The organism is Mesorhizobium sp. M8A.F.Ca.ET.181.01.1.1 (assembly GCF_004792025.1).
Classification (GTDB): Bacteria; Pseudomonadota; Alphaproteobacteria; order Rhizobiales; family Rhizobiaceae; genus Mesorhizobium.
On record NZ_SRTV01000003.1, the window covers coordinates 129,491 to 153,423 of the forward strand.

21 protein-coding genes are annotated in these 23,933 nt (G+C 63.6%); 11 read left to right on the plus strand and 10 right to left on the minus strand.

All coding sequences use genetic code 11. The features are described 5' to 3' along the window. Positions 1–19: 19 nt before the first annotated feature. The 4 genes from EN824_RS13335 to EN824_RS13350 form a co-directional block, all read right to left on the minus strand. A complete protein-coding gene (locus tag EN824_RS13335; RefSeq protein ID WP_245511770.1) occupies positions 20–3,037 on the minus strand; it encodes a caspase family protein in 3,018 nt (1,005 codons plus the stop codon). An 11-nt stretch (positions 3,038–3,048) separates the two neighbouring features. Beyond that, on the minus strand, positions 3,049–3,756 hold the full coding sequence (locus EN824_RS13340; protein ID WP_127281257.1) for a hypothetical protein: 708 nt from the start codon (positions 3,754–3,756) through the stop codon (positions 3,049–3,051). Then, positions 3,753–4,133: a hypothetical protein gene (locus EN824_RS13345; RefSeq protein ID WP_127872351.1), complete on the minus strand. Its 381-nt coding sequence runs from the start codon at positions 4,131–4,133 to the stop codon at positions 3,753–3,755. Before EN824_RS13345 ends, EN824_RS13340 begins: the two co-directional genes overlap by 4 nt. 114 nt (positions 4,134–4,247) lie before the next feature. Continuing rightward, a complete protein-coding gene (locus tag EN824_RS13350) occupies positions 4,248–6,449 on the minus strand; it encodes a caspase family protein (protein WP_245464313.1) in 2,202 nt (733 codons plus the stop codon). A gap of 244 nt (positions 6,450–6,693) precedes the next feature. On the opposite strand from EN824_RS13350, the gene EN824_RS13355 reads away from it, so the two are divergent. Further along, a complete protein-coding gene (locus EN824_RS13355; RefSeq protein ID WP_127277494.1) occupies positions 6,694–7,098 on the plus strand; it encodes a Fur family transcriptional regulator in 405 nt (134 codons plus the stop codon). Positions 7,099–7,115: 17 nt separating this feature from the next. Here the strand turns inward: EN824_RS13355 and EN824_RS13360 are convergent, their stop codons facing one another. Both EN824_RS13360 and polA read right to left on the minus strand, forming a co-directional pair. Beyond that, positions 7,116–7,664, minus strand: a complete 549-nt coding sequence (locus EN824_RS13360) for a hypothetical protein (protein WP_127277492.1) — start codon at positions 7,662–7,664, stop codon at positions 7,116–7,118. A 1-nt stretch (position 7,665) separates the two neighbouring features. Beyond that, on the minus strand, positions 7,666–10,620 hold the full coding sequence (gene polA, locus EN824_RS13365) for a DNA polymerase I (protein ID WP_167531309.1): 2,955 nt from the start codon (positions 10,618–10,620) through the stop codon (positions 7,666–7,668). A gap of 432 nt (positions 10,621–11,052) precedes the next feature. On the opposite strand from polA, the gene EN824_RS13370 reads away from it, so the two are divergent. The 6 genes from EN824_RS13370 (at position 11,053) to EN824_RS13395 (ending at position 15,214) form a co-directional block, all read left to right on the plus strand. After that, complete coding sequence (locus tag EN824_RS13370) at positions 11,053–12,444, plus strand: M20/M25/M40 family metallo-hydrolase (protein WP_189522174.1); 1,392 nt, start codon at positions 11,053–11,055, stop codon at positions 12,442–12,444. A 150-nt stretch (positions 12,445–12,594) separates the two neighbouring features. Further along, positions 12,595–13,215: a ribonuclease D gene (locus EN824_RS13375; protein ID WP_127277487.1), complete on the plus strand. Its 621-nt coding sequence runs from the start codon at positions 12,595–12,597 to the stop codon at positions 13,213–13,215. A 12-nt stretch (positions 13,216–13,227) separates the two neighbouring features. Then, on the plus strand, positions 13,228–13,431 hold the full coding sequence (locus EN824_RS13380) for a hypothetical protein (RefSeq protein WP_127277485.1): 204 nt from the start codon (positions 13,228–13,230) through the stop codon (positions 13,429–13,431). Between the two features lie 110 nt (positions 13,432–13,541). Further along, positions 13,542–13,796: a GlsB/YeaQ/YmgE family stress response membrane protein gene (locus tag EN824_RS13385; RefSeq protein ID WP_127277483.1), complete on the plus strand. Its 255-nt coding sequence runs from the start codon at positions 13,542–13,544 to the stop codon at positions 13,794–13,796. 25 nt (positions 13,797–13,821) lie between these two features. Continuing rightward, complete coding sequence (locus EN824_RS13390; protein ID WP_127277481.1) at positions 13,822–13,968, plus strand: hypothetical protein; 147 nt, start codon at positions 13,822–13,824, stop codon at positions 13,966–13,968. A gap of 238 nt (positions 13,969–14,206) precedes the next feature. Then, on the plus strand, positions 14,207–15,214 hold the full coding sequence (locus EN824_RS13395; protein WP_127870016.1) for a hypothetical protein: 1,008 nt from the start codon (positions 14,207–14,209) through the stop codon (positions 15,212–15,214). 42 nt (positions 15,215–15,256) lie between these two features. Here the strand turns inward: EN824_RS13395 and EN824_RS13400 are convergent, their stop codons facing one another. Next, positions 15,257–15,796, minus strand: coding sequence for an inorganic diphosphatase (locus EN824_RS13400; protein ID WP_127277477.1), 540 nt, complete (start codon positions 15,794–15,796; stop codon positions 15,257–15,259). A gap of 91 nt (positions 15,797–15,887) precedes the next feature. On the opposite strand from EN824_RS13400, the gene EN824_RS13405 reads away from it, so the two are divergent. From EN824_RS13405 to EN824_RS13415, 3 genes are all read left to right on the plus strand, one after another. Further along, complete coding sequence (locus tag EN824_RS13405; protein ID WP_127277475.1) at positions 15,888–16,097, plus strand: hypothetical protein; 210 nt, start codon at positions 15,888–15,890, stop codon at positions 16,095–16,097. A gap of 207 nt (positions 16,098–16,304) precedes the next feature. Then, positions 16,305–18,578 (plus strand): transglycosylase domain-containing protein, encoded by a 2,274-nt coding sequence (locus tag EN824_RS13410; RefSeq protein ID WP_127870015.1) that lies wholly within the window; start codon positions 16,305–16,307, stop codon positions 18,576–18,578. A 63-nt stretch (positions 18,579–18,641) separates the two neighbouring features. Next, on the plus strand, positions 18,642–19,394 hold the full coding sequence (locus EN824_RS13415) for an SDR family oxidoreductase (RefSeq protein WP_127870014.1): 753 nt from the start codon (positions 18,642–18,644) through the stop codon (positions 19,392–19,394). Positions 19,395–19,415: 21 nt separating this feature from the next. Here the strand turns inward: EN824_RS13415 and EN824_RS13420 are convergent, their stop codons facing one another. Beyond that, a complete protein-coding gene (locus EN824_RS13420; RefSeq protein WP_127870013.1) occupies positions 19,416–20,336 on the minus strand; it encodes a zinc-binding dehydrogenase in 921 nt (306 codons plus the stop codon). Between the two features lie 96 nt (positions 20,337–20,432). Here EN824_RS13420 and EN824_RS13425 point away from each other — a divergent pair, with 96 nt between their 5' ends. Further along, positions 20,433–21,242 (plus strand): helix-turn-helix transcriptional regulator, encoded by an 810-nt coding sequence (locus EN824_RS13425; protein WP_135929374.1) that lies wholly within the window; start codon positions 20,433–20,435, stop codon positions 21,240–21,242. Positions 21,243–21,266: 24 nt separating this feature from the next. On the opposite strand, the gene EN824_RS13430 is transcribed toward EN824_RS13425, so the two are convergent. Together EN824_RS13430 and EN824_RS13435 are read right to left on the minus strand one after the other, a co-directional pair. Next, positions 21,267–23,051, minus strand: coding sequence for a cation:proton antiporter (locus tag EN824_RS13430; protein ID WP_135932384.1), 1,785 nt, complete (start codon positions 23,049–23,051; stop codon positions 21,267–21,269). 205 nt (positions 23,052–23,256) lie between these two features. Further along, positions 23,257–23,706 carry a host attachment protein gene (locus EN824_RS13435; RefSeq protein WP_135865771.1) on the minus strand — a complete coding sequence of 150 codons (450 nt, stop codon included), beginning with the start codon at positions 23,704–23,706 and terminating at the stop codon, positions 23,257–23,259. Between the last annotated feature and the right edge of the window lie 227 nt (positions 23,707–23,933).

Consider the following 23,933-nt stretch of genomic DNA (forward strand, 5'->3'; position numbering starts at 1 on the left):
TGGCGCCGACGTTTGATGGTCACGGCTCGGCCAGCACGATGTTTTCCACGCCGCCGACATAATAGAACGGCTTCTGCTTCGAAGCGGTCAGCCGCACCACCTCGTGCGAAATGAAATCGGCCAGCCCGAACAGCGTGACGCCGCCATCCGGGGTTCTCGCCTTGCCGCGCAGGCCCTCGAGGATCGAATAGGTGAAGACGCCGTGGCCGAGTTCGGGCAATTCGGCGGCGGTGTTGTTGGCGGCGGTGGCCGAGAAGACGACGATGCGCGCGTCCTGCGCATCCTTTTCCAGCCGCGGATTGAAGGCGTTGGCGGCGTGGCAGGTGTCGAGCAGCATGAAGCGCATGCCTTTGGCCCGCTCGACCGATTTCTGGATGTCGGACCAATCCACCAGCGAAGAGCGCTTCCAGCGCTCGGCGTCCTGTTTGCGGCCATCGGTCGGGATGAAATAGTAATCCTCGTCGATGTTGATGCCGTGGCCGGCTACGAAGATGATGGTGGTGTCGTGCTCGCCAGGCCGGTCGAGGAAATCGGCGAGCTGGTCATCGATCGTGTGCGAGTCCGGTTCCATGATGCTGCCGGCACTGGCGACGGTGTAGGTCTGCTGCGCCTTGTCGGGGCTCTCGTCGAGCGCTTGGCGGTTGACCAGCACCAGCGATTCCATCGACGAGAACAGCGGCGCCGACTTCTGCGCAACCACCTTGAGAAACTCGGTGGCATCGTCGACGGGGTAGCGCAGGTCGCAGGCGTGGCCGGAACAGGCATCGGTCAGGAACGGGTATTTGTCGACACCGATGACCGCGACATAGAGCTTGCCCTTGGCTTGGGCCTTCTCGGCCTTCCTTGCCAGCGTCGTCACGCTGCGCTCGGTCAGATAGCCGTATTCATTGGTGCCGGTGATGCGAATGGTGTTTTGGCCATCCTCGACCGGAACCTCGACGATGGTGTTGTTGCCGTCCACCGAGCGGGCGGTGACGTCGCCGACATTGCGGCTGTTCGAAAGGATCGAGAAGCCGGCGGCATCAGCGCCAGCCTCCCTGGCGCCCGTGATTTCGACCGCGACGTAGCCGTCTCGCACCTTGCTCTGATCGCCGGCGAGGCGGATGCCGAACTCCGGCGGCTTGCGCTGGAGAAGCTTCTGCAACTCGTCGTCGACGCCGGGCCGCATCTCCTTGACCGCCTGCCTGGCGCTGCGCAGGATGATGGCGCGGCGCACCATTTCCGGGCTCCAGAGGTATTTCTTCAGCTGGCCGGCGCGGATGAAGCGGCCTTCATGGTCGCGACCCTGGTTGACGTGCCAGCCGATCAGCTTGTCGCCCTCGTCGGAGGAATAGTAATAGCCCTGCGGCATCCAGGCGATCCATTGCGACCCGGCAAAAAACATCGACACGATCAGTTCGTGCGTCTTCAGGTTCCAGAGCCGGAGCGTCTGGTCGGCACTGCCGGTGACCAGCAGGCTGGCCTTTTCGGAGGCGACCATAGCGTTGACCTCGCCGGTGTGGCCGGTGAATTCACCTGATACCCTGGCGGTCGCGGATTTGTACTCCAGCAGCGTGCCGTCATTGCCGCCGGTGATCAGGCCAAGCCCGTTGTCGATCAGCGTGAAGGCGGAATGGGCAAAGCCGTTGGTGGCGTCGTTCTCGATCGTGCGCACGACCTTACCGCCATTGGCGATTTCCAGCACTGCGTTTTCCAGCGCGTCCTTGCCGCCGACCGTGGCGTGCAGCGACCACTGGCCGCTGGTCAGTGTGGCGCGGGCAAACGAGTTTTGCTCCGTCAGCAGCTGGGGGTCGTCGAAGAACCGCTCGGCGGTCGGCAGTTCCAGCTTCTTTTCCAGCGCGCCCATTTGTTCCGGGCAGGCGACGCGCTCGGGGCAGGGGTTGGCATCGCCCCAGCCGATGATGCCGTTCGCCGCGTCGATGCCGACCGCGGTCACCGGCTCCCCCGATCCTTGCAGCAGGGCCTTGCGTTCACCCGTCGCCGGGTCCCAGACCTGGATGGCGTTGCGGGTACCGCCGGCCGTCGCCACCAGCGACCCGTCGGCATTGGCGGCGCTGGCGTAGACTGTGCCGTCATGGCCGGCATAGTCGAGCAGCTTGTCTCCAGTGTCGGTGTTCCAGACGATGGAGCGGTGCTTGTTGGCGCAGCGGTAGCCGCAGGAAGCGATCAGACGTGACCCCTTGGCGAAGGTCAGCGAACCGATGAGGAAATCCTGCTTCGGCATGGCGCGCACCAGAGTGCCGTCAGCCGCACGCCAGATTTGGACCTGCCCGTCCTTGCTGCCGGTGCCAAACTGGCTGCCGTCCTGCGAAACGGCCAGCGCCATGACGCTGACGTCCCGCAGCTGCTCCGCTTCGGCCGGTAAGGCGATCTGCTCGCCCTTCGTGATGTCCCAGAGCCGGATGCCATTGTCCGTCGTTGTCGCCGCCAGTCGGGTTCCCACCGCGGCGAAAGCCAGTTTGTCGATATGCCAGGAATCGGCGTCGAGCTTTTTGTCCAGCGTCCATCCGGCCGTGGATTTGTCGTCCAGCCTCCAGAGATAGACGACGCCATCGGCGCCACCGCCGGCCAGCATCTTTCCATCGGGAGAGAAGGCAAGGTCATAGGTCGCGTAGTCGGCTGCCTTGAGTACGGCCTTCATCTTGCCGGTGGCGAAGTCGAACAGCCTGATGTCGCCATAGGGCGGCCTGTCGCCGAGACCAGCGCCGAAATAGCCGCCGGCGGCGATCGTCTTGCCGTCCGGCGAGACCGCGACCGCGAAGATCTTGCCGTCGTTGCCGTTGCCGAGATAGCCACGGATGGTGCGCAGGCTGACGCCGTTTTGCCAGTCCCAGATACGGATGGTCTTGTCGTCGGAGGCCGAGACGAGATTCTCGCCATCGGGCGTGAAGGCGAGATCGGTGACCCGCGCGCTGTGGCCGCCAGTGTCGAGATCGAGGTGGAAATCCGGGGCGTCCTCGGCACGGGCGACCGACGCGGCGACCAAGGCTCCAGCCATGGCGAGCCAGCGGAAGGCACGCATGAGGCGGAGGCTCATCCTTGTCATCGTTATTTGGCTTCAGCCGACGGTCGCCCGCTGCGCACATAGGCTTCGATCGCCGTGGCGAAAGTGGGGGAGCCGGCCTTGCGCTGTTTGTCGACATAGCCGGCAAAGTAACTCCAGAAGGAGACGGCATAGTCGCGGAAATAGGCGTCGGTCACCTTGCGCGAACACAGGTCGCCATCGACGCAGAAGGACAGCCGGTTGAGGAAATAGACGATGCGGTCGAAATTCTCGCCGAAGTCGGCGAGCGGCATGTCGCCACCGGAAGCGCTCATCGCCTCGATGCCGATACGTTGCCGGAATACCTGCTCCTCGGTCGGCGAAGGGTTGGCGCTGAGCAGATTGTCGTATTTGGAATTGAGGGCCGCGAGGCGATCCTTGAGCGCTCGTTGCGCCTGCTGATAATCCTTTGTCTCCCAAAGCTCGACCAGGGACATGGTCTGCTCCACGCGCTTCTGCTCCTGATTGGCCAGGAACTGATAGACCGAGAATGCCAAGGTGAAGATGATGGCGAAGCGCACCAGCATGCCCGACCAGGCATAGACCAGCATGCGCCAGTCGCGGTCGGTGAAGGGGTTGCTTTCCTTCTTGATCTCATGGCTGCTCGGCCACGGGAAGCCTTCGGTGGTTTCCGGCAGCGCCTGCTTCGCAGCCGCGTCCTTTGCCGGTGTCACTGCTGCTGCCTGCTTCGTCGTGCCCCCCGGCTTCTTCATTTGCAGCTATCCAGTTCGATGGTGGCGGAGGGATCGAGCACGACGCCCGGCGCTTCGAGCTGCTTCTTCAGGCACGCCAGTTGCGGGCGCGAGACAATGAACTGCACGTCCGGTTCCGCCGGGGCCTTGTTCGGCGACGGCAAGGCCTCGACGATGCCGCGCGAGGCGCAGCCCGAGAGATCGACGACGATCGCGTCGCTGCTGGCCTTGGCGATCTGGTCGTACTGGTCGAGAAAGCAGGTCGCCAGTTCCGAATTGATGACCACCTGCTTGGCGCAGAGGCCGCAGGCGTCCTGTGCCGACGCGTCGGCAACCAGCAGCAGGCCGGCGGCGATGCCGCCAACCGTGGCACTCCAGGAAAATAGGCTATAGCTCACGAACCACCCCATCCATTGCGCCGGCCGTGTCATCTCCCGACGCTGCGGCTAAAAGTTTTCACCCCATCGTGCCGGCAGTGCAAGGCCTGGCCATGAACACCCCCGCCTGGATTCTCAGGCGCGCGGCACCGTCTCCATCGGGAAGATCATCACCGCTCCCCTCGGGCCGCTCTTGTCGGCAAGCCGCATCACCGATCGGGTCGACGGCGCCACGCCGATATCGGCAAGCATGTCGGAGAAGCTGGCGGAGCCTATCCCGCGCGTCATCGACGCGACACCGTCCTGCGCCAGAAAGCTCAGATCCTCCTTTTCGCTTTCCGGCGGCGCCTCGGTCAGCACCGCGATCATCCGCTCCATGCCGAAGCTGGTGTCGGTGAAGGCGAGCAACCCTTCCTCGACGGTAGCCTGCGGGGCGAGGCGCTCGGCAACGATGTGAGTGATCGAATAATCGCTGCCGACATAGAGCACATTGATGTCGACCAGCTGGTCCGACCTGTTCTTCGCCAGCACATGCACCTCGTCGCCGGGCGAGACGCGTGGCACCACCGAGGCCTGCAACGGCTCCAGCCCGTCCTTGTCACGACGCTTGACCTGGAATTGCACGTCGACGTCCTCTGGCTTGTAGTCGGAGGCGGCCGCCAGCCTGGAAAGACCGGTGGCCCGGAAGATGGTGCGCAAATTCCTTACCGTCGCATCGACAAGCTTCTGGCGGTCGTCGGGGTGGATGATGATCAGCGGCGGCCTACCGCCATCCTTCAAGGTCACGTCGCCCGAAGCCGGCAGGAACCACAGGGCCGGCTTGTCGGTCGCGTTCCCGTCGGCGCCGGCAATGGCATTCTCGCGCATCACCGCGAAGCGAAGTTCGGCGCTCTTGCCCGGATCGACCAGTTCGATGTTGAAGCCGGTCTCCTTGGCCGCTGCAAGTTCGTCGAGAACCGAATTGACGAGTGCCGTTTCCGTCTCCAATCCCTTGGTCGCGGCCGGCCGTGCAACGGCGAGCATGTAGTCGACGGCGATCTCCGCCACCCGGGCATACGCATTGGCGGGGATATCGGCAACCTTGAGTGCGGGCTTCTTGTCGAAATCGACCGGCTTGACCCGGCTCTCCAGGTTCTTGGCCGATTCCACTTCGAGATAGCCGACGGCGTCGGATAGCGACGACAGCGCCGACGGCAGGATGGCGAGCTTGCTGCCCGGCGTGAGGCGATGCAGCAGGCCGGCGCCGATCGTCGCCTCGCCGTCCTTGACGATAATGGGCCATTGCATGACCGCATCCGTCTTGTCGGTGCCGAAGACGCGCGCGTCGAGTTCGCCTTCGAACAGCGGCGTCGGCCGGGTACGGCTGTCGGCCGAATATTGCTGCAGCACGGCCTGGCCAAGCTGGCGATAGGTGACATTGGGATTTTCGGCGAGCTTCGACAGGATGGTGAACGTGAAGAGGCCGAAGCGTGGCGCGTCGGCCGTGCCCTTGGGCAGCGGCATCTCCGGTGTCGTCTCGACTGTCTGCGCGGCATAGAAGGCGACCAGTTTGCCCTTGGTGATTGGCTCGCCGCCAGTCGGCGTCAGGTTGAAGGCCGGTTTGCGCTGGCCATTCTCGTCGAGGCCGCGCGATGCGCTTGCAACGGTGTTGTCATACGCCTTGACGGCTGCCGCCCTGGCCGCCTCGTCGCCACCGACCAGGTCGGCGAACTCGACCTTGCGTTCCAGCTCGTCATCGACATCGACGGCGCGGGTGGCGGTGCCGGAATGGCAGCAGTCGAACACCGCCCAGACGAAGGCGCCCTTGTCGCGGATGGCATCGAGCGCATCGCCGATCTCGTTGTCGACCAGCGCGTTCGGAACGCCGGCATCCCTGTTGATCCACTTCTCGATGTCGACGGGCAGGAAAATTTCGTCGAGTCCGTCGGTCTCGTCGCCCTTGACCCTCTCGGGCTGCTGGGCGCCGTGGCCGGACAGATGCAGGTAGACGAAGTCGTCGCGCCGAACCTTGGCGGCGAGATCGGCCAGTGCCGTCTTGATCGCGGCATGGGTCGGCAAACCCTTGGCGCCGGGCACGTCCTTGGCCAACAGCGTGACGTTTTCCGGCGCGAAGCGCACCGGATCGGGGACGTTCTTCAGAAGGTATTCGTGCACCAGGCCGGCATCGTTCTTCGGCCCGATCAGCCAGTTTCTCTGCGGCAAGGCCGGATATTCGGTGCAGGCGACGAGCAGCGCATGGTAGGTGCGCGACGCGGCCAAAGCCCGGAACGAAACCGTGCCGGCAGCCACCAGCGCGGACGTGCCGACAAGCAGCCTCCGGCGTGTCAATTTGATCATGTCGCTTCCCCAAGCCCGATCGAATTTCCCAAGCGAGACCATCCTCGTCGAGGATTTTGGCAGTATTTTGAATGTCGCTCCGTCATCAAGCCTGCCATCACCAATGTGTCGGCATGTCATCGATCGGCTCGGGACAGCAACAGAAGAGTAGCAAAGAAGGCGGTTCGTCGCTATCTGAATGGGATCAGGCCGTTTGCGTGAGCAAACAGCCTTGGGATGGCGCAGGGCAGGCTGGAACAGAACCATGGCGGCAAGGGATGTGCTGACGAAAAACCAGTTGTGCGTGCTCGAGAAACTCGAGACCGCCAGCGGGCCGCTCAGCGCCTACACCTTGCTTGATCAGCTGCGCGAGCGCGGTTTTCGGGCGCCGCTGCAGGTCTATCGGGCGCTCGACACGCTGGTGAAGTCAGGCTTCGTGCATCGGCTGGAGAGCATCAACTCCTTCGTCGCCTGCGCCGAGCCGCACGACCACAGCCACTCGATGACCGCCTTCGCCATTTGCGACAGCTGCGGGCAGGTGACGGAGATGTCGGACCACGACGTCGACCACCGGCTGAACGAATGGGTCAACTCGACCGGCTTCGCCGCCAGGAAGGCGGTGATCGAATTTCGCGGGACGTGCGCGAAATGCCGCGCTGAGGCCGCCTAGAGCGCCGCGTATACTTGCTAAAACAGCATAGCTACGTTTGCAAATGTGACGGCAGTCGGAGAGGTTCTCACTCTAACGAACACGAAAGATTCGCTCGGGTCGTTGGAGTCCAAGTATGGTGCCAGCGACGCAGTTACTTCTTTTACAGAGCTGTCATCATCCATAACGCAGTACCATCGCGAATTTGGTTCCAGGTTCGCTACAATCTCACCTTTTTGAGTGGGTGCGCGTAATGCGTCGATTATTCGCTTTACCCGATTGTCCAAATCGCCGCTGCTTATGACTGCCTGCTGGGGCAAGCCTGTCAGTAGTTTGATCTCCAATCTTACACCTACGCCGACCGCCTCCCCATAAAATGGGACGAATACCTGGTCACCGATCGAGCGTAAAAAATTTGGTGCCTGTGCTGCGAAATTTGAATCTTCCCATCTTTTCAGAACCGCAAATGGCTCTTTGCCCCATAGTGTCTCCAATTGCCGGTGAAAGCTCTTTCGCATGTTCCAGACCGCATCAAGACTGCTTGCTTTCGAGGGGATTTGGCCGCGATAGGTGAGGTATATGTCCACCTCAATGCGCCTCGTCCCAGTTGTTGGCGGCACGGGCGTCGACATGCAGCGGCACCGACATCGAGACCGCGGGCATCGCGGCGTTTTCCATGACGTGGCGCACGACCGGGATCGTCGCCTCGACTTCCGCCTCGACCGTCTCGAAGATCAGTTCGTCATGCACCTGCAGGAGCATGCGGGCGGACAGCTTGGCCTTGTCCAAGGCTTCCTCCATGCGGATCATGGCGCGGCGGATGATGTCGGCGGCGGTGCCCTGCAGGCGGGCATTGATGGAGGCGCGCTCGTTGAAGGCGCGCAGTGACGGGTTCGACGACCTGATGTCGGGATAGTGGATGCGGCGGCCGAAGATCGTTTCGACAAAGCCGTGCTCGCGGGCATAGGCCTTGGTCTCCTCGATATAGTCGCGGATGCCGGGGAAGCGCTCGAAATATTTCTTGATATAGGCGCTCGCCTCCTCGCGCGGGATCGACAGCTGGTTGGCGAGGCCAAAGGCCGAGATGCCGTAGATAATGCCGAAATTGATCGCCTTGGCGCGGCGGCGCACTTCCGATGGCATGCCCTCCACGGGCACGTTGAACATTTCAGACGCGGTGATGGCATGGATGTCCGCGCCATCCGCAAAGGCCTGGCGCAATTGCGGGATTTCGGCGACGTGGGCGAGCACGCGCAGTTCGATCTGGCTGTAGTCGGCTGAAACCAGCCGGTGGCTCTTGTCGGTGATGAAGGCGGTCCTGATCTTGCGCCCTTCAGCCGTGCGCACCGGAATGTTCTGCAGGTTCGGGTCGGAGGACGACAGACGGCCGGTCGTCGTTGCGGCAAGCGCGTAGGAGGTGTGGACGCGCTTGGTGTCAGGATTGACGAAGCCGGGCAGCGCATCGGTGTAGGTCGATTTCAGCTTGGTCAGCTGGCGCCAGTCGACGATCTTGCGCGGCAGTTCGTGACCTTCGGCGGCGAGATCTTCGAGCAGCTGCGCCGAGGTCGACCACTGGCCGGTCTTGGTCTTGGAGCCGCCGGGCAGCCCCATGCGGCCGAACAGGATGTCGCCGAGCTGCTTGGGCGAGCCGATGTTGATGCGCTCGCCGATGAGCTGGTAGATTTCCTCTTCCAGCCGGGCCGCACCTTGCGCCAGTTCCCCCGACAGCCGGGACAGGATCTGCCGGTCGACCGAGATACCGCGCTGTTCCATGCGCGCCAGCACCGGCACCAGCGGCCGCTCCAGGCGTTCATAGACCGAGACCAGTCCCTTGGCGGCAAGCCGCGGCTTCAGCACCAGCCACAGCCGCAACGTCACGTCGGCATCCTCGGCGGCGTGAGCGGTCGCCCTGTCGATGTCGACCTGGTCGAAACCGACAGAGCTCTTGCCGGAACCGGTCACGTCCTTGAGTTGAAGGGGGGTATGGCCAAGCCATTTGTCGGCAAGGGCATCCATGCCGTGGCCATGGGGGGTGCCGGCGTCGAGCACGTAGGAGATCAGCATGGTGTCGTCGAAGGGTGCGACATCGACGCCGTAGCGGCTCATGATGACCAGGTCATATTTCAGGTTCTGTGCGATCTTGAGGACCGATCCGTCCTCAAGCAGTGGTTTGAGCACCGCCAGCGCCTCGCGAAGCGGGATCTGGTTTTCGAGCATGCCGCCGCCGAGCAGGTCGCCATTGCCGCTCTTGTGGGCGAAGGGGATGTAGGCGGCGCGGCCGGGCGCCGTGGCCATTGCCATGCCGATCAGTGAGGCCTGCATCGGATCGGTCGAGGTGGCCCTGACGTCGAAGGCCGCGATACCGGCCTCCCGCGCCTCGGCGACCCAGGCTTTCAGCGTCGCGATATCGCGGATGCACTGATAGGCCGAAGTATCGATCTTGGCGGTCGCCGCGCCCTCCAGCCGCAATGCGGCCAGGAGGGAAGGGGTGTCACCTTTTTTTGGCGTCTCCGTCTCGGCTTCAGCGGCCTGGCCCGGCTCGGTGGCCGCCCCGTTTCGGGCGACGGGCGGCGTTCCGGCCCCGACGTCGGGGCCATGTGCGTTGTCGGCGCGTTCGACGGTCACCGCGACGGCCTGGACGTCGCCGGCCTCGGTGCCGGTCGCTTCCGCCACGCGGCGGGTCAGCGAGGTGAATTCCATGGTCTTGAGGAAGCCGATCAGCTTCGGCCCGTCGGGAGCATGCAGCACGAAATCGTCCAGTCCCTCGGCCACCGGCACGTCGTTCTTCAGCGTCACCAACTGGCGCGAGATGCGTGCCTTGTCAGCGTTGGCGATGATCGATTCCCGCCTTTTCTCCTGCTTGATCTCGCCGGCTCGGGCGAGCAATCCATCGAGATCGCCGAACTGCTCGAGCAGTTGCGCCGCGGTCTTTGGCCCGATGCCGGGCACGCCAGGCACATTGTCGACGGAGTCGCCGGTCAGCGCCTGCATGTCGATCATCTTTTCGGGTGGCACCCCCCATTTCTCGATGACTTCGGGGATGCCGATCTGGCGATCCTTCATCGGGTCGTACATGCCCACCGTGTCGCCAACCAGTTGCATCAGGTCCTTGTCGGAGGAGATGATGGTGGTGTCGCCGCCGGCCTCGCAGGCCAGCCGGCAATAGGTGGCGATAAGATCGTCGGCCTCGAAGCCTTCCATCTCGACGCAAGGCAGGTTGAACGCCCTGGTTGCCTGGCGGATCAGGCCGAATTGCGGGATCAGATCCTCGGGCGGCGCCGAACGGTTGGCCTTGTATTCGGGATAGAGGTCGTTGCGGAAGGTTTTCGAGGAATAATCGAAGATGACTGCGAAATGCGTCGGCACAATGCCCACATCGGTGTTGCGGGCATCCTGCATCAGCTTCCACAGCATGTTGCAGAAGCCGGAAACGGCACCGACCGGCAGGCCGTCGGACTTGCGGGTCAGCGGCGGCAGTGCGTGATAGGCCCGGAAGATGTAGCCAGAGCCGTCAATGAGGAAGAGATGATCGCCTTTTTTCATGCCGGCAGGGATAGCGCGGCGCGATGGCTTGGTCCATGCCAAAGACATCGCCAGACATAGGTTCCGTCAACACCCTGACAGATCGGGAACCCTGACAGATCGGGGTTATACAGGGCCGCTCACGGGTACGTTACAAAAGTGTAACGTTAACGCCCTTGAATCGCCATGTTCAGAGACCCAAATACACGTCATCGGCAGTTTTCGCCGAAGTCCGGAGCAAGGCCCGTCCCCCGCCTATACCGGACAACTGCGGCAGCCTATCCCCCCTCTCCGGGCTGCCGCATCGTTTCGAGTACAAGACCGCCGTGGTTCCCCCTCCACCACGGCGGTCTTTTTTTGCCCGCGGCCGCCGGCGCGGGCCGTGGTCCAATTGTCCCGGGCTTTTCGTTTCGCCGCTCTGCCTTTACGGTTCCGGCACTGAATCGAAAGGCTATGCACATGTCCGCAGTTTCCCCTGTCCTCGACCGCCTCGACAAGAATCTCGATCAAAGCCTGGAACGGCTCTTCGGCCTGCTCGGGATCAAGTCGATCTCCACCGATCCAGCCTATGCCGCCGACTGCCGCAAGGCGGCGGAATGGCTGGTGGCGGAACTCAAGCTGATCGGCTTCGACGCCAGCGTGCGCGACACGCCTGGACACCCGATGGTGGTTGCGCATCATGACGGGCCGGCGGGCGCGCCGCATGTGCTGTTCTACGGCCATTATGACGTGCAGCCGGTCGACCCGATCGAACTGTGGGAAAACGACCCCTTCGCCCCCGCGATCAAGGAGATCGGACCTGGTCACAAGGTCATCACCGGGCGCGGCTCGGCCGACGACAAGGGCCAGCTGATGACCTTCGTCGAAGCCTGCCGTGCGTGGAAACAGGTGCACGGCAGTCTGCCGTGCCGCGTCACCATCCTGTTCGAAGGCGAGGAGGAATCCGGGTCGCCCTCGCTGAAGCCGTTCCTCGAGGCCAATGCCGAGGAACTCAAGGCCGACTTCGCGCTGGTCTGCGATACCAGCATGTGGGACCGAGACACGCCGTCGATCTGCGTCGGGCTGCGCGGTCTGGTCGGCGAGGAGATCACGGTGAAGGCCGCCGACCGCGACCTGCATTCGGGCCTCTATGGCGGGGCTGCAGCCAACCCGATCCGCATCCTGGCCAAGGTGTTGGCCGACATCCACGACAAGGACGGTCATATCACCATTCCGGGTTTTTATGACGGTGTCGAGGAAACGCCCTCGCAGGTGCTGAAATCATGGGAGACACTGGGCGAGACGGCCGAGACATTCCTCGGACCTGTCGGCCTGTCGATCCCGTCGGGCGAAAAAGGTCGCTCGGTGCTGGAACTGACCTGGGCACGGCCGACCGCCGAGTTCAACGGCATCATCGGCGGCTATACCGGCAAGGGGTTCAAGACTGTCATCGCGGCGGAAGCCTCGGCCAAGGTTTCGTTCCGCCTCGTTCACAAGCAGGATCCAAAGAAGATCCGCGCGGCTTTCCAGAAATTCGTCGAGGAGCGTATCCCGGCCGATTGTTCGGTCGAATTCCACGCCCATGGCGGTTCACCGGCAATCCAGCTTTCCTATGACTCGCCTTTCCTGGCCAAGGCCAAGATCGCGCTCTCGGACGAATGGCCAAAGCCCGCGGTGACGACCGGCAGCGGCGGCTCCATTCCGGTGGTGGGCGACTTCCAGACCTATCTCGGCATGGAATCGCTGCTGGTCGGCTTCGGCCTCGATGACGACCGCATCCATTCGCCCAACGAGAAATACGAGCTCAGCTCCTTCCACAAGGGGCAGCGCTCATGGGCGCGCATTCTGGATGCTCTGACACGGTAAGGCGGACAACCCTGGACAGCGGAAAAATCAACTTTCTGTTGATTTTTCCGCCGATCACGGCGAGGACGGGTCGACAGCGCAATGTGTTGGAGCGCGTGTGCGCTTCTTCGATGGAGGCGCGACGCCGAAGGCCGCGACCCGGAGAAGACGATGAGCGATATCCGCTTCCATAAAAACGATCTGCCTGACCTCTCCCACTACAATGTCGCGGCGGTGGCCATCGATACGGAAACGCTCGGCCTCAACCCGCACCGCGATCGGCTCTGCGTGGTGCAGATTTCGCCTGGCGACGGCAGCGCCGATGTCATCCAGATCGCGCCGGGCCAGAAGAAGGCGCCGAACCTTGTCAGCCTGTTGAGAAACCGCACCATCACCAAGCTGTTCCACTACGGTCGCTTCGATCTCGCCGTGCTCTACAATGCGTTTGGCGTAATGCCCGAGCCGGTTTTCTGCACCAAGATCGCCTCGCGGCTGACGCGCACCTACACCGACCGGCACGGGCTGAAGGACATCTGCTTCGAGCTTCTCGGCGTAGGCTTGTCCAAGGCGCAGCAATCGTCGGATTGGGCGGCCGAAACGCTGTCGCCCGAGCAACTCGAATACGCCGCCTCGGACGTCCTCTATCTGCATCGGTTGCGCGACGTGCTGGCCGGACGGCTGGCGCGCGAGGGGCGCACGAAGGAGGCGGACGCCTGTTTCCGCTTTCTGCCGACCCGGTCCAAGCTTGACCTGATGGGCTGGGCCGAAGAGGATATCTTCGCCCACAGCTGAAAAAGGGATGAGATGGCTGACAGAAAGCCGATATCGACCGCGCCGACCGACGGCTCCAAGGTCACCGTCACCTGGAAGGACAGCGACGGCGTCCTCAATGAATCCATAGCGCAATACCGCGACGGCGGCTGGTGGGTCTACACCGACAGCTACACCCAGAAGAAGGTCGAGCCGACCAGCTGGCGGCCTACTGCCGGCGACGACGACGACCAGTGAGCGCGCCGCTGGCTAGGCCGGGTGCTTTCGCATAGCCTGAAGCCGTTGATATCGAGGCCGATTCGGAGCCTTCCGCTCCGCGCTCGCCCTCTTGCTCGGAGGAAACCGCTATGGGTGTCGAAAGCCTTCTCGTCTTCATCATCATTGGTGCCATCGCCGGCTGGCTCGCCGGTCTCATCGTTTCGGGTTTCGGCTTCGGCCTGATCGGCAACATCATCATTGGCATCGTCGGCGCGTTCATCGCCGGCTGGCTGTTCCCACGGATCGGCTTCTCGATCGGCGGCGGCATCATCGCCTCCATCATCCACGCCACGATCGGCGCCATCATCCTTCTGGTTCTGGTCAAGGTCCTGAAACGAGCATGAGGCTCGGCACGACAAAGGGCGCGCCATGAAGCAGAACACACTCTATCTCATCATTGGCGCGCTCATCGTCGTGGTCGTCGCGCTGGGCGTCTACGTCTACCGCGAGCAGACCAGGCCGAAAGGCGTCGAACTCAAGATCGACGACAAGGGCATTTCGATCCAGCAGAACTGAGCCTGCCGCCGATTGGGCGGCGACATCAACCATATGGCGGATCGGGCACCAGCGTCAGCGCAAAGGCGGCGGATATCCAACCGTTATGGCCTGGAACCCCTGCATTGCGCTTGACCGTCGAGCGCGCGATCGGGCTTAGTCGGCGACATCAAAGCGGGGCAGACAGTCGTCAATGGACAGCGAGCAGTTGGACGGTTCTCGATCCCTTCCAGCGTTCGATCCGCTGGGCGGGTCGCAAATGATCCCGGGGATCGCTTTCAAGGCCAGCGCGGCGGTGAGGGCGGCGCTTTCGGCGATCGGACGTACGGAGGACCTGCGCTTTTCACCGGACAATCGATTGCTGGCAATCGCCGGCTATGCGCGCAAGCGCCTGCTGGTCCTGCGCATCGACGTCGAGGCCGGATCGGATGGTCCCGATGTCACGATCCATGGTTTCATGGAGCTGACATCAGGCGACATGGGCGAAATCCATGGCCTGGATTTCATCGATGACCGCACCCTGGCGATTGGCAACCGCGATGGACTGGTCGCCATATTCAACCTGCCTCGAGAGCAACCAGCCGGCCAGAGTCGCGAGATATCGGCCATTCGGCGGGTAAAGGGCCGGCGGCCTTGCAAACTGAATTCGCCGGGCTCGATTGCCGTCAGGCCGGAGTCGCGCGGCCGCGTCAGCCTGCTGGTCTGCAACAACTATACGCATCTGGTCACCCGGCATGTGGTCAACCGGTGGCTCGGCTATCGCACGACGAGCAACCAGCGGCTGCTCGAACGTGGTCTCGACATACCCGACGGCATTGCGCTCAGCCATGACGGAGGCTGGATCGCCGTCAGCAGCCACGGCACCCAGGATGTAAAACTCTACCGCATGTCCTCCTCGCTTGGGCCTGACAGCGAACCCGCCGGCGTCCTGCAGCACGCCGGCTATCCGCACGGCGTGCGCTTTACAGCGGATGATCGGCACATCCTCGTCGCCGACGCGGGCAGCCGTATGGTGCATGTCTATGGCGGCGACGGCGATTGGAGGGGCCAGCGAGCACCCGCGGCCTCGGTGACCGTGCTCGACGAGGAGACCTTTCTGCGAGGCAGGGCCAGTGCCGAGGAAGGCGGCCCGAAGGGTCTCGACATCGACCGCTCGAACAACGTCGTTGCGGTCACTTGCGAGGAGCAGGCGCTGGCCTTCTATCCGCTGGCGTCGATTATCGGAACAACAAGGTCGGGGATCGAGCCGGGCGTGGCGCGCCGTTAAGCGCCTGATCGATCGGAACAACGCACCGGAAAATGGCCATGCTTACTTGCGTAGCCTGGCGGCAAAGGCCTTCATGCCCTTCTTGATTGCCCTGCGCGCTTCACCGGCATCCTGCCAGCCTTTGAACTTGATGGTTTTGCCGGTGCCAAGCACCGACGACAGAAAGAACTGTTCGATCTCGCGCCTGAGATGCTCGGGCACGCGGTCGGCGGCCACGGGCTCGTCCTCAGCGTCCTCCTTGTGAGGACAGAAGACGTAACGGTCGTTGCGCAGGGCCTCGCCGCCGTGATCCTTCTGCTTGACCCGCAGCGCACCCAAGAGGTTGCATTTGATGACGGTGCCGGGACCCGTGGCGGCCTGATGGATGACTAGCCCATCCAGGGGATCGCCATCGTCCCCCAATGTGGAGGGAATAAAACCCCAATCGTAGGGGTAGGTCATTCCGACCGGTAAAGGGCGGACATAGCCGAATACCTGGATAGCCGGCTCATAGGCTACCTTGGCCGCGGCACCGCGCGGAGTTTCGATGACGACCCTGACAAGGCCCTTCGTCGTCGTCGGCAGCTTGAGGTAGTCGGGCATGAGGCGCCTCTGTCGCGTTCCGGGTTGATCCGGGATGGAACTCCAAGGCGCAATGAATGTTCCCAAGAGCAGGCCGAGGAGATTTCAGGGCATGACAAAAGCTTCTTTGCACTTGCTCAAGGGCGTGGGTTATCTGATCTCAACCCTGAGCGTTGTGCTGCTGGCCATCGTCAGTTGGTCGAGCGCTTCCAAAAGCCCGCTGCTGACCACATGTCTGCTTGTCGGCGCGGCGGCTTCGATTGCCGGCATGTTCTGCCGATGGCTGACCTATGAGATCGAAAAACGTAGGGAAGGCAAATAAGGCGCGCGTTGCGGCCAAGAGGTCCAGCAGAGGCTTCGCATCGCATAAGCCGGCTGTCATCCGGCCACCAAGACCGGCGGCAACAGGATTAACAAATTCCTAACGAAATTCAAAGGCTTGGCCGAAGGCCTGCTTAACCCGCCCTTAAATCGCCGCATCTACTCTTCAACCCGAGCGCCATTGGCACCGGGGATATCAGCGCAGCGCATGGCGAACCGCAGAGACAGCCGCATCGAGCCCAGCTTCGAGGGACCGCCACGGGCGAAATCCCAGACGGGTCTTTCGGTGAGCGAGGAGGACCGCGTCGTGCCGAGCAACCGCAAAGCCTCCGCCAAACGCAAATCATCGAAGGGGAAATCGGCCCGGGGGAGGCGCGGTGGAAGCGGGCGCGGCCTGTTCGGCGTGCTCGGCCGGCTGGTCTACTGGTGCTTCGTGCTCGCCATATGGGGCGGCATCGCGGTCGCGGGCGTCGTTGTCTACTACGGCGCCAAGATGCCCGCGGCCACGACCTGGTCGATCCCGGACCGCGCGCCCAATATCAAGATCGTCTCGGCCGACGGGCAGCTGCTGGCCAATCGCGGCATGAGTGGCGGCGAAGCGGTCGGCCTGCACGAAATGTCGCCCTATATTCCCGAGGCGGTGATCGCCATCGAGGACCGCCGTTTCTATTCGCATTTCGGCGTCGATCCGATCGGCCTGTCGCGCGCCATGGTCACCAATCTCGCCGGCGGGCACTTCTCGCAAGGTGGTTCGACGCTGACGCAGCAATTGGCCAAGAACCTGTTCCTGAAGCCCGACCGCACGCTGGAACGCAAGGTGCAGGAAGTGCTGCTGGCGCTGTGGCTGGAGCACAAACACACCAAGGACCAGATCCTCGAAATGTACCTCAACCGGGTCTATTTCGGCTCCGGTGCCTTTGGTGTCGAGGCGGCCTCGCGGCGTTATTTCGGCAAGAGCGCGCGCGACGTCACCCTGTCGGAAGCCGCACTCCTGGCTGGCCTGCTGAAGGCGCCCTCGCGGCTGTCGCCGGCGCGCGATCCCAAGGCCGCCGAGGAGCGCTCGCAACTGGTGCTCGCCGCCATGCGCGAGGAGGGCAAGATCAGCGAGAAGGAGCTGAAGACGGCGCTGAGCGCGCCGGCGACGCGCTCGCCGTCCTACTGGACCGGCTCGGAAAACTATGTCGCCGACACCATCATGGAAGAACTGCCCGACCTGATCGGCGACGTGCGCGGCGATATCGTCATCGACTCCACCGTCGACCTGAACCTGCAGAAGCTTGCCGAACAGTCGATCCGCCGGCTGATCGACGACAGCGGCAAGAAGCTCAACGTCACCCAGGGCGCGCTGGTATCGATCGACGATTCCGGCGCGGTGCGCGCCATGGTCGGCGGCTATGACTATTCGACCAGCCAGTTCGACCGCGCCTCCGAGGCGCGCCGGCAGCCTGGCTCGGCGTTCAAGCCGTTCGTCTACATGGCGGCGCTCGAGGCCGGCCGTACGCCCGACAGCGTGCGCAACGACGCGCCGATCAAGATCGGCAACTGGACGCCCGACAATTACGGCGGCAAGTACTTTGGCAAAGTCACCTTGGCGACGGCGCTGGCCAAGTCGCTGAACTCGGTGGCGGCGCAGCTGACCATGGAGGTCGGGCCGAACGCGGTGGTGGAAGCCGCGCACCGCATGGGCATCCAGTCCGATCTGCTGGCCAACACCTCGATCGCGCTTGGCACCTCGGAAGTGACGCCGCTGGAGCTGACCTCGGCCTATGTGCCCTTCGCCAATGGCGGCTACAAGCCCGACATCCACTTCATCCGCCGCGTGACGACAGCCGACGGCAAGGTGCTCTATGACAGCGCCGGCGGCAGCGCGCCGCGTGTGATCAAGCCCGAGATCGTCGGCATGATGAACTCGATGATGACCGGTACGGTCGAGGTCGGCACCGCCAAGAAGGCGGCCTTCGCCTGGCCGTCGGCCGGCAAGACCGGCACCAGCCAGAATTCGCGCGACGCCTGGTTCGTCGGCTACACCGCCAATCTCACCACCGGCGTGTGGTTCGGCAATGATGACGGCACGGCGATGAAGAAGGTCACCGGCGGCGCGCTGCCGGCGCAGGCCTGGCACGAATTCATGGTCGCGGCGCATGAGGGCGTGCCGGTGCGGCCGCTGCCCGGCACCTGGAAGTCGACGCCGCCGGATACCATTGTGCCCGACGACATTCCCTCGGCCGACAACAACCAGCCGGCACCGGTTCCGTCGGCTTCGGTCGGACAGCAAGCGCCGATCGCGCAGGCGACGGCACCGGCCAGGCCAGCGCCGGTCCGCGCGGCGCGACCCGCCCAGACCGTCGATGCCGATGGTTTTGACATGCCGGCTGACAATGGCACGACCGCCTCGGTCGGGCATCCGGTCCCTCCGGGCAGCGTTGGCGGTCCGTTGAAGAAGAAGCGGACCTCGATCCTCGACATTCTCGGTGGCGGCTGAGCGTCAATCCGCCTCTCGCCAGCGCCACGGTGTTCGGCTACACCTCCGGCCGGAGACCGCGACATGGCTGAACTCGACACCAGAAAAACCATCGTGCTGACCGGCGCCAGCCGAGGCATCGGCCATGCCACGGTCAAGCGCTTTTCGCGCGAGGGCTGGCGCGTCATCACCTGCTCGCGCCAGGCCTTCGCCGAGGATTGCCCGTGGCCTGCCGGTCCCGAGGACCACATCAAGGTCGATCTCGCCGATCAGGAAGATGTCGGTATTGCCGTGTCGGAGATCCGTCATCGGCTCGAAGCGCATGGCGGCCAGCTCAATGCGCTGGTCAACAATGCCGGGATTTCGCCCAAGCTCAGGGATGGCAACAGCCGCATGAACTCGATCGACACGCCGATGCATGTCTGGCGCGACGTGTTCCAGGTCAATTTCTTCGCGCCGATCATGCTGGCGCGCGGCCTGTTCAAGGAACTGGCGGCCGCAAAAGGCTCGATCGTCAACGTCACCTCGATCGCCGGCACCCGCGTGCATCCCTTCGCCGGCACCGCCTACGCGACGTCGAAGGCCGCACTTGGCTCGCTGACGCGCGAGATGGCGCATGATTTCGGCCCGCACGGCATCCGCGTCAACGCCATCGCACCGGGCGAGATCGACACGGCGATCCTGTCGCCGGGCACGGACAAGATCGTCGAGACCATCCCGCTCAGGCGCCTGGGTACCACGGCGGAAGTCGCCGACATCATCTTCTTCCTGTGCTCGGCCCAGTCCTCCTATGTGTCCGGCTCGGAAATCCACATCAATGGCGGCCAGCACGTTTGAACTGGTCGAGCCAAGGCCTGCTCATCCGGCCAGGGTGAGAACGGCCTTGCCGCTGAAGCTGCGCTGGCGCAGCGCGTCCAGGGCTTGTCCGATCTCCGTCCACCGCGCGGTCATAGCCACGCGGGTTTCCAGCCGTCCGGCGGCGACCAGGGCGAGCAGCGCGGCGATGTCAGCGCCGATGGCGGAACCGGACGTGTAGTAGGCGAACGTCTGAAGCCTCGCCCCTTCGTGACCCGGAACGAACTGGCGGAATCCAACCGGCGTGAGTTCGCCGCTGCTCGAACCGAAGATGACGATTGTCCCACCGGGCGCGACGCGTTCGATCGCATGTGCGAGGCTTTTGCCGCCGACCGACTCGGTGATCAGCGAAAACGGCCCCTTGGCCTGCTCGATCGACTCGACGATCTGCTCGGCTCCCAGCCCACGCAGATCCTCGTGGTGCCGGCCGGCGGCGATGGCGGTCACTGAAGCACCCTGCTCGCGGGCGATCTGGATCTGGAAGCGACCGACGGCACCGCTTGCACCGGTGACCAGGACCTGTAGGCCGGCCAGGTCACCGCCATGGCGCAAAGTCCTGAGCGCCGTCGTGCCCGCCACGGGGAGCGTGGCTGCCGAGACGAAGCCGACCTCATCCGGCAGGACGGCGAGACGGTCGGTTGAAACGGCGACCCGTTCGGCCCAGCCGGCCTGGTCGACCAAGGCCGCGACCCGGGTGCCCGCAGCCGGCCCGGAGCCATCGGCGGCCGCGCGCTCGACAATTCCAACGATGTCCTGGCCGGGTCTCCAGCCGTTCGGACGGATGGTGAGCAGGCGCAATTCACCCCGGTTCAACGAGGTTGCGTGGACGGAGACGAGCGCTTCGTCCGCGAGGGGCCGAGGTTCTTCCACCTCGGCCAGCCTGAGCCGCGTGGCGCTGTCGGAAGATATGACTAAGGCGAGCATGGCTACGCACCCTTCTTGCTGGACGCCGGACCTTACCGGCTTCGCAGCTCGAGGAATTTAGCTATCATGGCATTTAATCGCTAAAAGCAATCGATCATGAGACAGCCTCTTCGCTACCCATGGCTCAATTTCGATGTCGATGACGTGCTGGCGCCAGCCATCGCCGTTCGTGTCGACGTCACCGAACCCAGTGCAGAGGTTCCCGCTCATTGGCATCGCAAGGGCCAGCTCGTCTTTGCGCTCGGAGGCGGCGTCACATGCCGCGTTCCGAGCGGCCTGTGGATGGTGCCGCCGCATTGCGGGGTATGGATCCCCGGTTCCATGGAGCACAGCAACATCGCGACGGCCAATGCCCGGATCTTCTTCGTCTATATCGAGCCGGGAGCCGCCGAATTGCCGGACCGGTGCTGCACGCTTTCAATTTCGCCGCTGCTGCGCGAACTGATCGTCGAGCTGTCCGACAGCGTGCAGGACGACAAGGCAAGGGATGACCTCCTGACCAGGACCCTGCTTGCCGAACTGCCGCGCATGCCTGTCCAGCAACTGCATCTGCCGATTTCAGCCGAGCCGCGATTGAGGCGGATCGCCGAGGCGTTGGCGCAGGACCCCGCCGATCGCAGCACGCTGGCACAATGGGCCAGCCGCGTTGCGCTCAGCGAAAGCAGTCTGGCGCGTCTCGTCGTCAAGGAGACTGGCTTGAGCTTCGGGCGCTGGCGCCAGCAATTGCACCTGATCGTCGCCATTCGGGAGCTGGCCTCGGGTGCGAGTGTGCAGCAGGTCTCGGGCGATCTCGGCTATGGCTCGGTCACCGCCTTCATCACCATGTTCAAGAAGGCGCTTGGCAAGCCTCCGGCAAAATACCTCGGCAGCGTCGCGCAAAACGGCGGTTCGGCATTCGTGGCATGATCAGCGCGCCTGTGGCACGTCGGTTCAGGCAGCGGACGGTTCAGCGGCCCGCGGCTTGTGGCCAAGCACCTCTTCGACAATGCCGCGCGCGATCTCGCGTTCGCCCATGATCACCGTGTCGGCGCCTAATCCCTTCAGATGCTCGACCTCGGCATCGGAATGGGCGCGGGCGACGACGTTGATGTTGGGATTGGCGGTGCGTGCCCGCAGCACGATCTGGCCGGCCTCGAAGGCATTGGGGATGGCAAGGATCAACCGCTTTGCACCTTCAGGATTGGCGGCGGCGAACACTTCGGCATTGGCGGCATTGCCGGCGATGGTTTCGATGCCGTCGGCTTTCAGTCTGGCCAGCGTCTTGTCGGCATCCTCGATGGCGAGGAAGGGCAGGGAGGCTTGTTTCAGTGCGGCACCAACAAGGCCGCCGACCCGTCCGTAGCCGATCAGGATTGTGTGGTTGGTGAGGCTCGTCTTCGGCGGCGGACCGTCTTCGGCTTTCGCCATTGCGGCAACGGAGGCCACCTGACCCGGTTCCGTCGCCGGACCAACCGGCTTGGCGTCCACCGGCGGTGCCGTCCTGGTGGCGCGGGCCTCCAGCCAAGGCTTCATCCAGTCGATGACCAGGAACATCAGCGGGTTGAGCACGATCGACAGGATGGCCCCCGCAAGGATGAGGTCGCGGCCCTGTTCGGGCAGAAGTTTCAGCCCGACGCCGAGTTCGGCCAGGATGAAGGAGAATTCGCCGATCTGGGCAAGGCTGGCCGAAATCATCAAGGCCGTGGCCAGGGGATAGCCGAAGGCGACGACGATGACGAACGCCGCCAGCGACTTGCCGATGACGATGATGGCCAGCGTCGCCAGGATCGGCAGGCCGTTGCTGATCAGGCTGAACGGGTCGAACAGCATGCCGACGGAGACAAAGAACAGCACCGAGAAGGCATCGCGCAGCGGCAGCGATTCTTCCGCCGCTCGGTGGCTGAGCTCGGATTCGCTCATGATCATGCCGGCGAAGAAGGCGCCCAGCGCCAGCGAGACGCCGAACATTTTTGCCGCGCCGAAGGCGACGCCGAGGGCAATGGCGAGCACCGAGAGACGGAACAGCTCGCGCGACCCGGTATGGGCGACGTAGTGCAGGATCCACGGAATGACCCGGCGGCCGACCACCAGCATGACGACGACGAAGGCGGCAACCTTGGCCAGCGTGATGCCGACGACACCCCAGATGCCATAGCTGGCCGGCAGCGTCAGCAGGCCGCTCGAATGGGCATCGGCCTGTTCCTGGCCGCCGAGCACGCCGGCAAGCGCCGGCAGCAGCACCAGCGCCAGCACCATGGCCAGGTCCTCGACGATCAGCCAGCCGACGGCGATGCGGCCGCGCTCGGTCTCGATCAGCCGGCGTTCCTGAAGTGCGCGCAGCAGCACCACGGTCGAGGCGACCGACAGCGCCAGGCCGAACACCAGGCCCGCGCCCATCGACCAGCCGAGCATCCAGGACAGCCCGGCGCCGAGTGCGGTGGCAAAGCCGATCTGGACGATGGCGCCAGGCACGGCGATGGCGCGGACCGACAGCAGGTCCTTGAGCGAAAAATGCAGGCCAACGCCGAACATCAGGAGGATGACGCCGATTTCGGCCAATTCGTTGGCAAGCCCGGCGTCGGCGACGAAACCGGGCGTGTTCGGCCCGACCAGCACGCCGGCTACGAGATAGCCGACCAGTGGCGGAATGCGGAAACGATTGGCGAGAGCGCCGAAGACGAAAGCCAGCCCCAGACCGGCGACGATGGTGGCGATAAGGGGCGTGTCATGCGGCATTGTCTATGGAGCGCCTTTCAAGCTAGCGATGTCGGATATGCGCCGCCCGAAGCCGTCGCCTGGCTTGCAATATGGTGGAAGCGGTAACGATGATGCAACCCGCAAGGGTACGAAAAGCGACGCCGCGGCGACAAAATGCCGGACCGGCGAACGGATGCCGCCGATTTGTTCCAGCTCGCGATGGTATTCGTCCTGTTGCCGGCGATCAGGCTGCCTGCAGCAAGGCCTCGATCTCGGAGATGCCGTGATTTGTCATGGTCTTCGGGATCTCGGCCGTCACCTTGTCACCAACCTCCTTATGCAGCTTCTTGCGCATGGCACCGAGCACCACCGGTGGGGCGACAAGCACGATGCTGTCGAACTCGCCGTCATGGGCAAGCTTGTAGAGCCGGGCGGCAATCTCCTGGGCGAAGCGTTCCTTGCCGATACGGTGCCAGTCGGTCTCCTCGACCGCGCTGCGGTGTACGGATGGGCCATCATTGTATCGGCCCGGGCTGTCGCTTCCCTGTTCGCGGGTGGGCGGGTTTTCCTGTTCCATCACCTGCACCACTTCAAGGTTGGGAAATTTGGTGTCGCCGGCATTCTTGAGCAGGAGCGCCTTTTCACCGTCGGCCACCAGAACCCAAATGCCATGCTTCAAATTGATCGTGTTCATGAAAACGCTCCTCGTTGAGTGGTGGCTATTCCGGGAACGCGTTCTGGCCGGTCACGTTCCAACTGAAACGGCGGACCGAGCGGTCGCGAAGACGGGCGGCGAACATGAAATCGCCTCTGCACGACTTTAATCTACTGAATTGGTAGAATTTAGAAAAAACTATTTTGCGAGATAAGTCGCCGGCAGCTAAAAGTGCCTGAAATCAAGGCCTGTTTCGACGGCCCCGG